The 11,626-nt window shown below is 70.3% G+C and carries 11 protein-coding genes; 4 read left to right on the plus strand and 7 right to left on the minus strand.

Annotated elements, in window-relative coordinates; all coding sequences use genetic code 11:
* The 3 genes from ABD378_RS37095 to ABD378_RS37105 form a co-directional block, all read left to right on the plus strand.
* Window positions 1-1,111: potassium channel family protein (locus ABD378_RS37095; RefSeq protein WP_344528549.1), on the plus strand; the 1,111-nt coding region annotated here is incomplete at its 5' end.
* 113 nt (window positions 1,112-1,224) lie between these two features.
* A complete protein-coding gene (locus ABD378_RS37100; RefSeq protein ID WP_344528551.1) occupies window positions 1,225-1,740 on the plus strand; it encodes a hypothetical protein in 516 nt (171 codons plus the stop codon).
* A gap of 78 nt (window positions 1,741-1,818) precedes the next feature.
* Window positions 1,819-3,243, plus strand: a complete 1,425-nt coding sequence (locus ABD378_RS37105; protein WP_344528553.1) for a flotillin family protein — start codon at window positions 1,819-1,821, stop codon at window positions 3,241-3,243.
* Between the two features lie 17 nt (window positions 3,244-3,260).
* Here ABD378_RS37105 and ABD378_RS37110 read toward each other — a convergent pair whose 3' ends face one another.
* Both ABD378_RS37110 and sigJ read right to left on the minus strand, forming a co-directional pair.
* On the minus strand, window positions 3,261-4,316 hold the full coding sequence (locus ABD378_RS37110; protein WP_344528555.1) for a PucR family transcriptional regulator: 1,056 nt from the start codon (window positions 4,314-4,316) through the stop codon (window positions 3,261-3,263).
* Window positions 4,317-4,708: 392 nt separating this feature from the next.
* Window positions 4,709-5,680, minus strand: a complete 972-nt coding sequence (sigJ, locus tag ABD378_RS37115; RefSeq protein WP_344528557.1) for an RNA polymerase sigma factor SigJ — start codon at window positions 5,678-5,680, stop codon at window positions 4,709-4,711.
* A 187-nt stretch (window positions 5,681-5,867) separates the two neighbouring features.
* Here sigJ and ABD378_RS37120 point away from each other — a divergent pair, with 187 nt between their 5' ends.
* The gene (locus ABD378_RS37120; RefSeq protein ID WP_344528559.1) at window positions 5,868-6,341 is read left to right on the plus strand and encodes a carboxymuconolactone decarboxylase family protein; all 474 of its coding nucleotides are present in this window, start codon (window positions 5,868-5,870) and stop codon (window positions 6,339-6,341) included.
* Window positions 6,342-6,375: 34 nt separating this feature from the next.
* Here ABD378_RS37120 and ABD378_RS37125 read toward each other — a convergent pair whose 3' ends face one another.
* From ABD378_RS37125 to ABD378_RS37145, 5 genes are all read right to left on the minus strand, one after another.
* A complete protein-coding gene (locus ABD378_RS37125; protein WP_344528561.1) occupies window positions 6,376-7,395 on the minus strand; it encodes a TIGR03842 family LLM class F420-dependent oxidoreductase in 1,020 nt (339 codons plus the stop codon).
* 15 nt (window positions 7,396-7,410) lie between these two features.
* Window positions 7,411-8,814, minus strand: coding sequence for a dihydropyrimidinase (hydA, locus tag ABD378_RS37130; protein ID WP_344528563.1), 1,404 nt, complete (start codon window positions 8,812-8,814; stop codon window positions 7,411-7,413).
* 51 nt (window positions 8,815-8,865) lie between these two features.
* Entirely contained in the window at window positions 8,866-10,149 is a 1,284-nt protein-coding gene (locus ABD378_RS37135) for an aspartate aminotransferase family protein (protein ID WP_344528565.1), read from the minus strand.
* Window positions 10,146-10,988 carry a nitrilase-related carbon-nitrogen hydrolase gene (locus ABD378_RS37140; protein WP_344528567.1) on the minus strand — a complete coding sequence of 281 codons (843 nt, stop codon included), beginning with the start codon at window positions 10,986-10,988 and terminating at the stop codon, window positions 10,146-10,148. Before ABD378_RS37140 ends, ABD378_RS37135 begins: the two co-directional genes overlap by 4 nt.
* A gap of 193 nt (window positions 10,989-11,181) precedes the next feature.
* A partial coding sequence (locus ABD378_RS37145) for a hypothetical protein (protein WP_344528569.1) occupies window positions 11,182-11,626 on the minus strand: 445 nt, incomplete at its 5' end.

An 11,626-nucleotide genomic window follows, 5' to 3' on the forward strand; every position in this document is an offset into this window, starting at 1 on the left:
GGCCGGGCGGCTGGCCGGGCGCGGGCTTCCGCTCGGCTCGCTCTTCTCGCCGCGCCTGCGCTGGTCGGTGGCCGGGCTCATGGCCTGCGTCCTCGGCCTGGCGGTGGCGAACTGGCTCACCAGCGACGCCCACCCCCTGCACGCCGCCTACCTGACGCTGCTCGACCTGTTCGCCATCGACGACCCCGCGCTCGGTGAATCCACCTCCCGGCAGATCCTGCAACTCCTGTCCGGCCTCGCCGGGTTGCTCCTCCTGCCGGTGCTCCTCGCCGCCGTCCTCGAGGCGCTCGGCACCTTCCGCACCGCCTCCTCCCTGCGCCGACCGCCGCGTGGCCTCTCCGGCCACGTGGTCCTGCTCGGCCTCGGCAAGATCGGGACCCGCGTCCTGGCCCGCCTGCGTGAACTCGGCATCCCCGTCGTGTGCGTGGAGGAGGACCCCGAAGCGCGTGGCATCCCGCTCGCCCGGCGCCTGCGCGTTCCCACGGTCGTCGGCGACGTCACGGACGAGGGCGTCCTGGAGGCCGCCAAGATCCACCGCGCACACGCGCTGCTCGCCCTCACCAGCGCCGACACCACCAACCTCGAGGCCGCGCTGTACGCACGCTCGGTCAAGCCCAATGTGCGCGTGGCCCTCCGCCTTTACGACGACACGTTCGCCACCGCCGTCTACCGCACCCTGCGCGCCGCCCACCCGCAGGCCCTCACGCGCAGCCGCAGCGTCTCCACCCTCGCCGCCCCCGCCTTCGCCGGGGCCATGATGGGGCGCCAGATCCTGGGCGCGATCCCCGTCGAGCGGCGGGTGCTGCTGTTCGCCGACCTCGACGTCGCGGGGCACCCCCAGTTGGAGGGGCGGACCATCGCCGAGTCGTTCCGGCCCGGGGTCTGGCGGGTCATCGCCCTGGATTCCGCCGCGCCGGACGAACGGCTGCCGGACCTGACGGCCTCCCGGTCCGACGACGGCACCGAGCACCCGGCGGGCCTCGTCTGGGACCTCCTCCCGGGATACGTACTGCGCTCCCAGGACCGCGTCGTCCTTGCCGCCACCCGCCAGGGCCTGGCCGAACTGCTCGGCCGACGTGCCCGGGCCGGTGCGGGCCCGGCCGAAACATAGCCCGGCATCAAAGAAGCGTATTGACTGCCGGATTGCGGCAATGTGCACCATCTCCCCCGCATGCGACGATCCCAGCCTCACCGAGACATCCGGCAAGTTGGGGAGGTGCTCCGGTGACTGTCTTTCTGGGTCTCGGCATCGCGGGAATCGCGCTGCTGGTCCTCTCCCTCGTCTTCGACGGGGTCCTTGAAGGGCTCTTCGGCGGCGCGGGAGTCCTCGACGGGCTCTTCGACGGGCTGCTTTCCCTTCCCGTCATCGCCGGCTTCGTGTCCATGCTCGGCTTCGGCGGCGCGATCGTGCTCGGCACGACCGGGCTCGGGGCCGCGGGCGCCACCGCTGTCGGAGCCGCCGTCGGCGTGGGAGCGGGCTGGCTGACGTGGAGGTTCAGCCGTGCCCTGATGCGGGATCAGACCGCGGCCACTCCGCGTGGCGGCGATCTCGTGGGCACCGCGGGGGCCGTGGTCACCGCGATCCCCGTCGACGGCTATGGCGAAGTGCTGCTCCAACTGGCCGGTCAGCCCGTGAAGTTCGCCGCCAAGAGCGCCGTTGCCGTCACCCGCGGCACCGAGATCTGGGTCGAGGCGGCACTGTCGCCGACCTCGGTCGCGGTCCGCCCCGTGCAGCGCTGACCACCACACCACACCACCCACGCCCACGTACAACATCACCGATCTGCCGTCCCCCGGGGAGGCAGGGGGGAATCAGCCATGAGTCCAGTCCTGACCGCCGTCATCGGAGTCGTCGTACTCCTCGTGCTGCTCGCGCTCGTCGTCGTGACCCGCTACAAGGTCGCGGGGCCGAGCGAGGCCTTCATCGTGACCGGGCGGCGCGGCAAGAAGTCCACCGACCCCGACACCGGCCGGATCTTCACCGACAACAGCGGGCAGAAGGTCGTGGTGGGCGGCGGCGTGTTCGTCGTGCCGTTCGTCCAGCAGAAGTTCATGCTCGACCTCTCCTCGCGGCACATTCCGATCGCGGTGCGCGGCGCCGTCACGCTGCGCGGGGTGAAGGCCAACCTAGAGGGCGTCGCGATCGTCAAGGTGGGCGGCACCGAGGACTCCATACGCGCCGCGGCGCAGCGGTTCCTCGCCCAGCAGGGCGGCATCGTCGGCTTCACCCAGGAAGTCCTCTCCGGCGCGCTGCGTTCCATCGTGGGCCGGATGTCGGTGGAGGACATCATCCGTGACCGCGCCGCCTTCGCCGGGCAGGTCGCCGAGGAGGCCGAGGCGAGCCTGTCCGGGCAGGGCCTGGTGCTCGACGCCTTCCAGATCCAGGACATCACCACCGAGGGCTCCTACCTGGAGGACCTCGGCCGCCCCGAGGCCGCCCGCGCCAAGCAGGAGGCGGACATCGCAGAGGCCGTCGCCCGCCGCGCCGCCGAGCAGGCCCGGCTCAAGGCCGAGGAGGAGATCGCTGTCGCCCAGCGGACCTTCTCCCTCAAGCAGGCCGAGATCAAGGCCGAGACCGACGAGGCCACCGCCCGCGCCGGGGCTGCGGGACCGCTCGCCGAGGCCGCCCGCAGGCAGGAGGTCCTCACCGAGCAGGAGAAGGTGGCCCAGCGGCAGGCCGCCCTGACCGACCGCGAGCTGGACACCAAGATCCGCAAGCCCGCCGACGCCGCCCGCTACCAGGCCGAGCAGGAGGCGGAGTCCCGCCGCGTCTCGCTGGTCAAGCAGGCTCAGGCCGACGCCGAGCGGGCCCGCCTGACCGGTGAGGGCGAGAAGGCCCAGCGTGCTGCGCTCGCCGACGCCGTACGCCTGGAAGGCGAGGCCGACGCCGCCGCGATCGGCGCCAAGGGAGCCGCCGAGGCGGAGGCGATGCGCAAGAAGGCGGACGCGTTCGCCCAGTACGGCGACGCCGCGGTGCTGCAGATGCTCGTCGAGGTGCTGCCCAGCGTGGTGGCCAAGGCCTCCGAGCCGCTCAGCGCGATCGACAAGATGACCGTGATCTCCACGGACGGCGCGAGCCAGTTGTCCCGCACGGTCGCCGACAACGTCGCCCAGGGCGTCGAACTCCTCAGCTCCACCACGGGAGTCGACCTCGCCGAACTCCTCAAGGGCATCACGGGTGGCAAGCCCCTGGCGGGCGCGGCTCCCACCAAGCTCAACGGCAAGATCGACGTCACCGACTGACCGTCACAGCTCACAGGTCACAGCGAGGTGGTCGGCCAGCCGAGCAGCCGCGCTCCGATGACCGCCGTCTGCAGGGTGTAGCGGTCCAGCGGGTCGGCGGGGTCGGATCCGGTGAGGGTGCGGATGCGCTCCAGGCGGTACGTCAGGGCTCGTACGCTCAGCGACAACTGCCGGGCCGCCTGGGCCGCCACGCACCCGGTGTCGAAGTAGGCGAACAGGGTGTCGAGCAGCGGCACGGCCCCGCCCCTCGCCTCTTCCAGTGGGCCGAGCGTGGTGAGCACCAGCTCCACCAGAGCCTGCCGGTCGCGGGCGAGGACGGGGAAGACCAGGAGGTCGGCGGCGCGCAGCACGGGCTGGTCGAAGCCCATGCGCGTCGCCAGCTCCAGGGTGCTGACGGCTTCTTCGTAGCTGTGGGCGATGCCCGCGGCCCCGGGCTGGGGCCTGCCGATGGCGATACGGCCACCGTCGGTGGCGGCGTACGCCCGCTTGGCGAAGTGGGCGAGGACCTCCTCCTGATGGGCGGGGGCGATGCACACAAGGCGGCCGTCCTTGGTGGTGAGCAGGATGTGACGGTCACCGAAACGGCCGACCAGGTCGCTCTCCACGTCCCGCGACACGGGATCGGTCTCGTCGTAGGCGGACTGCCCCTCCGCCACGGCCACCGCGTGCGCGTGGGACAGCCGCAGACCGAATCGCTCGGCACGTGCGGCGAGGCGCCCCAGGTCCCCTCGTCCGTACAGCAGGTCGTCGATCAACTCGCGCCGTGCGGCCTCCTCTTGGCGTACGACGAGCCGTTGCGCGTGTTCGTATCCCTCGGCGAAGGCGTCGATGGCCTGCTCCGCGGTCGCGAGCACATGGTCCGGATCACCGGCGGCGGGACGGTGGACGCGGGTGGCGGCGAGGTGTTCGCGGATGAGGACGCGCCACGGGTACCCGGCGTTGGCGGCCTGCGCACCGAGCGCCCGGCGTGACATCAGCTCCTCACGGGTCAGACGGCGGCCGGTCGCGGCCGCCTGAGTGAGGATGTCGGAGTAGCCGTCAAGCAGCTGCTCGGGAATCTCCTGGGTGGTCATCTGGTCTCCAGAGGACGGACACGGCAGTGCGACACGGGCGCACGGCGCTCCATGCCGTCGGAAAGCTGGATGACGGCAACTGGGCGCGGGCGATCCGGAGTTCAGAACCCCGAAGACATCAGCGGCGCGGGCTGCTCGTCATGGTGCCGTCGATATCAGGCACGCTGTCACGGGCGGAGTTGTCGATGCGTACGACCCTGGGACTCATCCCTTGCCCCCCGCCCCTCCGACCGTCGGCGATCGTCGTCGCCGCTTGAATATTGAGCAACCCCCGGCTCAATGGAGCGCCTTGGCTCAGTTCGTTAGTTTACCGTACGACAAAGATCGCAAAGGGCAAACCAGCGGCCCCAACCGGACAGAGCCACCCCGCCGACGGCCCGCGTGCACCACCGTCACCCGGTCACCGTCCGACTCGTCCGCGCCCCCGTCCAGGCCCCCGTCCAGGCCCGGAGCTTCTCGGGGTTCCGTACGGCCCAGCAGTGCTTGATCCGGTCGCCGTCGAAGCCGAAGGCGATCACCGATGTGGTGACGCCACCGTGCTGGACCACCAGGCCGGGCCTGCCGTTGACCGTGCGCTCCAGGATCGTCTGTTCGGGCACCCTGCCGGCGACGGCGATCAGGTAGCGCGCGATCTCCTCGCCTCCTGCGATGGGGTGGGGTGCCGCGTTGACCAGGCCCCCGCCATCGGCGAGCGCCGTGGCGTCGGGGTCGAGGAGGCCGACGAGTGCGGCGATGTCCTTGGTCTCCCACGCGCGCCTGAAGTCCCTGACGACGTCGACGCGCCGGGCCGCCGGAGCCTCGACGGCGCGCGAGGCGCGCATGCGGCGGCGCGCCGATGAGGCCAGCTGGCGGCAGGCCGCGGGGCTCCTGCCGACGATCTCGGCCACTTCGGCGAAGGAGTAGCGGAAGACGTCGTGCAGGATGAAGGCGACGCGCTCGGCCGGGGTCATCGATTCGACCACGACGAGGAACGCCATGGTGACCGACTCGTCGAGCGTGACCCGGTCGGCCGGGTCCGCGGCCGTGCCGCCCGGCCGCCCCTCGGTCCACTCCGTGCGATCGGGCAGCGGCTCCGGGATCCATTCGCCCACGTAGCTCTCGCGCCGGGCCCGTGCCGAGCGGAGCTGGTCGAGGCAGATGCGACTCGCGACCTTCGTCAGCCAGCCGCCGGGGGACTCGATGGCCTCCTGCTGCGGCGGGGACATGGCGTACCAGCGGACGTAGGCCTCTTGCACGACATCCTCGGCATCGGCGAGGGAGCCGAGGAGCCGGTACGCGAGATTGATCAGCTGACGCCGCTCGCTCATGATCGCGCCCAGGCTCGGATCGAACCGTCCGTCTCCGGTAGTCAACTGGGTCCTCATGGTGTCGCCGCTCCCCTTGCCGCGTCTGCCGTCATCAGTACGACGGGACAGCCCTCCGGAATGTGACGTCGGCGCGTCACCTCACATTCCGGAGGGCTGTCCCGTCGGTACTTCTGGGACGACACGATCCCGCGAACGGCCGCTCCGCCCAGGGGATGGACCGGCCAGACATGAAAGGGAGAACACCATGCAGGCCCGTCTCGACTTCCTCAGCAATCCGGTCTCGGCCCAGGCCGTCAAGCACATCGCCACCGCGGGCAGGGCGCTCACGGACTCGACGTTGTCGGCCACGACGCAGGAGCTGGTCGCGCTGCGCGCCAGTCAGATCAACGGGTGCGGCTTCTGCGTCGACATACACACCAAGGAGGCCACGCACGCCGGGGAGACCCAGGTGCGTCTCCATCTGGTCGCCACCTGGCGCGAGGCGTCGGTGTTCACCGATGCCGAACGGGCCGCGCTGGAGCTGGCGGAGGAGGGTACCCGCATCGCGGACGCGGCCGGTGGTGTCAGCGACGAGGTGTGGGCGAACGCCGCCAAGCACTACGACGAGGACCAGCTCGCCGCCTTGGTGGCGGTCATCGCCGTCATCAACGCCTTCAACCGCATGAACGTCCTGACCCAGCGGCCCGCCGGCGAGTACCAGGTCGGCCAGTTCGGATGACACCCGGGCCGGGTGGTGGGGCGAACCGGGGGCGTCAGTTCCGCAGTGCGGGGATGACCGTGGTGCCGTACCCGTCGATGACGCCTTCGCGGGCGTCATGCATCGCGTACAGCGCGAACTGATCGACTCCCAGTCGCTTCAACTCACCCAGTTTCGCGATGTGTTGGGCGGCCGTGCCGATCACGCAGAAGCGGTCGACGATGTCGTCCGGGACGAAGGCCGTGTCGGGGTTGTCGGCGCGGCCGTGGTGGGAGTAGTCGTATCCCTCGCGGGCCTTGATGTACTCGGTGAGGGCCTCGGGGACCAGGTCCGAGTGTTCGCCGTACTTCGCCACCAGGTCGGCCACGTGGTTGCCGACCATCCCGCCGAACCAGCGGCACTGCTCACGGGCGTGGGCGAGCGCGGCGGGTGAGTCGTCCTGGGTCAGATAGGCGGGGGCGGCGACGCAGATCTTCACCGACGCCGGGTCGCGGCCCGCCGCGGCGGCCGCGTCCCGGACCGCCTTCACCATCGACTGCGTCAGATAGGGGTCGGCCAGCTGGAGGATGAAGCCGTCGGCCTCCTCGCCCGCCATCTTCAGCGCCTTGGGGCCGTACGCGGCCATCCACACCGGGAGTTGGGCATCCTGCTTGATCCAGGGGAAGCGGATCGTGGTGCCGCCCAGGTCCGCTTCCCCGCCCGAGGCCAGCGAACGGATGACCTTCATCGCCTCGCTGATCCGGGCGAGGGTGTTCGGGGCGCGCCCGGCGACGCGCATCGCGGAGTCTCCCCGCCCGATGCCGCACACGGTGCGGTTGCCGAACATGTCGTTGAGCGTGGCGAACGTGGAGGCCGTCACCTCCCAGGTGCGCGTGCCCGGGTTGGTGACCATCGGACCGACGATCAGCCGGTCCGTGTTCGCCAGGATCTGGCTGTAGATGACGAAGGGTTCCTGCCACAGCACGGCCGAGTCGAAGGTCCAGCCGTAGCCGAATCCGTTGCGCTCGGCGCGCTTCATCAGGCTGATGACCTGCCCGGCCGGCGGATCGGTCTGCAGGACGAGTCCGAAGTCCATGGTGCGTCGCCTCTCCTAGCCGAGGTACTGGGTGGTGGCGCGCGGCACGTACGCGCCGTGTCCTGCGCGGCCGGTGAACTTCCGCTCGTCGATGACCACTTCACCCCGGGACAGGACCGTCTCCACCTGGCCGGTGACGTGTTTGCCCTCGTACGCCGAGTAGTCCACGTTCATGTGGTGCGTGTCCGCCGACATGACCTGCTCGGCCGCCGGGTCGTAGATGACGATGTCGGCGTCGGCGCCCGGCGCGATCGTGCCCTTCTTGCCGTACAGGCCGAACATCCGGGCCGGGCTCGCGCAGGCGATCTCGATCCAGCGGCGGCGGCTGATGTGCCCGTCGACCACGGCCTGGTGGAGGAGGTCCATGCGGTTCTCCACGCCGGGGAGGCCGTTCGGGATCTTGGAGAAGTCGCCGCGGCCCAGCTCCTTCTGCCCCACGAAGCAGAACGGGCAGTGGTCGGTCGACACCACCTGGAGGTCGTTGGTGCGCAGACCGCGCCAGAGCGCCGCCTGGTGCTCACGCGGCCGCAGAGGCGTCGAGCAGACGTACTTGGAGCCCTCGAATCCCGGCTCCGCGAGGTTGTCCGTGGACAGGAACAGATACTGCGGACAGGTCTCCCCGAACACCGGCAGGCCCTCGTCGCGGGCCTTGGCCAGCTCGGCCACCGCCTCCTGCGCCGAGACGTGCACCACGTACACCGGCGCGCCCGCCACCTGGGCGAGCTTGATCACGCGGTGCGTCGCCTCCGCCTCCAGGAGCGCCTTGCGCACCTCGCCGTGGTAGCGCGGATCCGTCTCGCCCCGCGCGAGCGCCTGCTCCACCAGGACGTCGATGGCGAGCCCGTTCTCCGCGTGCGTCATGATCAGGCCGCCGTTGGACTCGGCCTTCTGCATCGCGCGCAGGATCTGGCCGTCGTCGCTGAAGAAGACGCCGGGGTAGGCGGTGAAGAGCTTGAACGAGCTGACACCTTCCTCGATCAGCAGGTCCATCTCCCGCAAGGACTTCTCGTTGACGTCCGAGAGGATCATGTGGAAGCCGTAGTCGATCGCGCACTTGCCGTCCGCCTTCGCGTACCAGGCATCGAGGCCCGCACGCAGCGCGTGCCCCCGGCTCTGCACCGCGAAGTCCACGATGGTGGTGGTACCGCCCCAGGCCGCGGCCCGGGTGCCCGTCTCGAAGTCGTCGGACGAGAACGTGCCGCCGAACGGGAAGTCCATGTGCGTGTGCGCGTCGACTCCGCCCGGAATCACGTACTTGTGGGAGGCGTCGATGACGCGGTCCGCGGTCCATGCCTCGGCGGCGCCCGAGCCGTGGGCGGCGAGCGCGGCGATCCTGCCGTCCTCGATCAGCACGTCGGCGTGGGTCTCTTCGGCGGCGGTGATGACAAGTCCGCCGCGGATCAGGGTGCGGGTACTCATGATGGGACGCTCCCTTTCATGCTCGTACGTTCATACCGGTAGGCACGCGAACTAGACGCTCCGCAGGGCCTGTTCGAGGATCGCCGCCCCTTCTTCCGCCTCGGCGACGGTCAGCGAGAGGGGCGGGGCGACGCGCAGGACGCTGGTGTCGTGGCCGCCGCCCTTGCCGATCAGGAGTCCGCCTTCGCGAGCCGCTTCGAGGACGGCGGCGGCCGCCTGCGGATTGGCCTCGCCCGTCTCGGGGTTGACGAGCTCGATGCCGATCATCAGGCCCCGGCCGCGCACTTCGCGTACGACGGGCAGCTGGGCACAGACGGCACGCACCCGCTCGATGAGCAGACCGCCGACGCGCCGCGCGTTGCCCTGGAGGTCGTGTTCCAGGAGATACGTGAGGTTGGCGAGGCCGGCCGCCATCGTGACCGGCGAGCCGCCGAAGGTCGAAATGGAGTTGGAGTCGAGGGAGTTCATCACCTCGGCGCTCGCGACGACGCCACCGATGGACATGCCGTTGCCGATGCCCTTGGCGAAGGTGAGGATGTCCGGCGGGCCGCTGGCGGCGTGCGCCTGCCAGCCCCAGAAGTGGTCGCCGGTGCGCCCCCAGCCGGTCTGCACCTCGTCCGAGATCCACAGGACGCCGTGCTCCCACAGGACCTCGCGGAAGGCGGCGTACAGGCCGTCCGGAGGCGAGGTGAAGCCGCCGACTCCTTGGATGGGCTCGGCGATCAGCGCCGCCACTCCCCCGCGCGCCTGCCCGAGCATGTCCTTCAGGTCGGCGACGCAGGCCTCGATGAACTCGGCGTCGCTCAGCGCGGCGTACGGTCCTCGGCTGCGGACGCCGCCGTGCACGTACAGCGTCTGGAGCGGCGAGAGGCTGGTCGGCGACCAGGCGTTGTTGCCGGTGATGCCGACGGCCGTGAAGGAGCGGCCGTGGTAGCTGTTGCGCATCGCCAGGATCTGGTTCGAGCGGCGGTGCGCGGTGGCCAGGAGCAGGGCCGTGTCGTTGGCCTCGGTCCCCGACGTGGTGAAGAAGACCCGGGCGTCCGGGATCCCGGAGAGGCCCGCGACCCGCTCGGCGAGGTCGATCATCGGCCGGTTGAGGTAGAGCGTGGACGAGTGGATGATCCGCCCGGCCTGCTCGCTGACCGCCTTGGTGACCTCGGGCAGCGCGTGGGCGGTCATCGTGGTGAGGATGCCGCCGAAGAAGTCGAGGTACTGCTTGCCGTCCGCGTCCCAGACGCGGCGGCCCTCGCCGTGGGTGATCTCCAGCGGGTCGGCGTAGTAGAGCGCGAGCCACTCGGGCAGGACGGCCTTGTGGCGGGTGTGGAGATCCTTCACGGCTGTACCAGTCCTTCGTACGCGTCGGGGCGGCGGTCCCGGTAGAACGCCCACTGCTGGCGTACTTCCTCGATCAGGCCCAAGTCCAGGTCCCTGACGACGAGTTCCTCCGCCTTGTCGCTTGCGGTCTCCCCGACGAACTGGCCGCGCGGGTCGACGAAGTACGACGTCCCGTAGAAGTCGTTGTCGCCGTACTCCTCGACGCCCACGCGGTTGATCGCGGCGATGAAGTACTCGTTGGCGACGGCCGCCGCGGGCTGTTCAAGCTGCCAGAGGTAGGCGGAGAGGCCGCGCGACGTGGCGGAGGGGTTGTAGACGATCTGGGCGCCGTTCAGGCCGAGCTGCCGCCAGCCCTCGGGGAAGTGGCGGTCGTAGCAGATGTAGACGCCGACCTTGCCGATCGCCGTGTCGAAGACGGGCCAGCCCGCGTTCCCCGGCTTGAAGTAGTACTTCTCCCAGAAGCCCTTGACCTGGGGAATGTGGTGCTTGCGGTACTTCCCGAGATACGACCCGTCGGAGTCGATCACGGCGGCGGTGTTGAAGTAGAAACCGGACTGCTCGACCTCGAAGACCGGGACGACGATGACCATGCCGGTCTCCCGGGCGAGATCCCGCATCCGCGTGACGGTGGGTCCTTCCGGCACGGGCTCGGCCCACCGGTAGTGCTCGGGCTCCTGCACCTGGCAGAAGTAGGGGGCGTTGAACACCTCCTGGAAGCCGATGATCTTCGCACCCTGGCGGGCCGCCTCGCGGGCGTGCTCCTCGTGCTTGGCAATCATGGATTCGGTGTCGCCTGTCCAGGTTGCCTGGACCAGTGCGGCGCGTACGACGTTGACCATGAGCTGCTCCTTCGACGGGACGTCAGAGAGCTTCTACGCCCGTAGACTTGGTGCGTAGACAGGAAAACGTAAGCCTCCCCGACGGGCTGGGCAAGACCATCGCCGTTAACCGGCGGAGTCGATCATGTTTCGCACCCGAGCGGGCGAGAAGCGGACAAGAACGCGCAAACGAAACGGGCGCCGCGGAGATTTCTCAGGCTCTGAATCCGGCGACGCGCAGCGCGTGCACGAGATCCCAGTGCCGCTCGTCCGACACCCCTTGAGCCGCCTGGAGGAGCAGCGGGATGAGGCGGTACGGATCGGTGTGCGCGCAGCCCGCCGCGTCCTCGGGGGTACGGACGCGGAGGTAGGAGTCGAGCAGGGCGCGGGCCTCGCGCTCGCGGCCCGCGTCGATCAGCGCGAGCACGGCCTCGGCGATCTCCGGGGCGGGCCGTGAGACGCCCTGCCGAAGCAGCTTGCGGCAGTCGTCGGAGCGACCTGCTCCGGCGAGGGCGTCGGCCAGCGCGACGAGCCGGTCGGGCGGCAGCGACGCGGCCTCCCAGAGCAGCGTCGACCAGTCGGCGCCGAGGCCCGCGCGATGCAGCTGGCCTGCGAACACCGGGATGCGCGCCGCGGGCCAGCCCGCCGCCTCGACGAGT

The sequence above is a fragment of the Streptomyces rectiviolaceus genome, assembly GCF_039533825.1.
Classification (GTDB): Bacteria; Actinomycetota; Actinomycetes; order Streptomycetales; family Streptomycetaceae; genus Streptomyces; species Streptomyces rectiviolaceus.

Coding starts and splice junctions, on each gene's coding strand:
- ABD378_RS37125 (WP_344528561.1), bottom strand. CDS start 7,395: ATGGACTTCGGACTCGTCCTGCAGACCGATCCGCCGGCCGGGCAGGTC.
- ABD378_RS37120 (WP_344528559.1), top strand. CDS start 5,868: ATGCAGGCCCGTCTCGACTTCCTCAGCAATCCGGTCTCGGCCCAGGCC.
- ABD378_RS37105 (WP_344528553.1), top strand. CDS start 1,819: ATGAGTCCAGTCCTGACCGCCGTCATCGGAGTCGTCGTACTCCTCGTG.
- hydA (WP_344528563.1), bottom strand. CDS start 8,814: ATGAGTACCCGCACCCTGATCCGCGGCGGACTTGTCATCACCGCCGCC.
- ABD378_RS37110 (WP_344528555.1), bottom strand. CDS start 4,316: ATGACCACCCAGGAGATTCCCGAGCAGCTGCTTGACGGCTACTCCGAC.
- ABD378_RS37140 (WP_344528567.1), bottom strand. CDS start 10,988: ATGGTCAACGTCGTACGCGCCGCACTGGTCCAGGCAACCTGGACAGGC.
- sigJ (WP_344528557.1), bottom strand. CDS start 5,680: ATGAGGACCCAGTTGACTACCGGAGACGGACGGTTCGATCCGAGCCTG.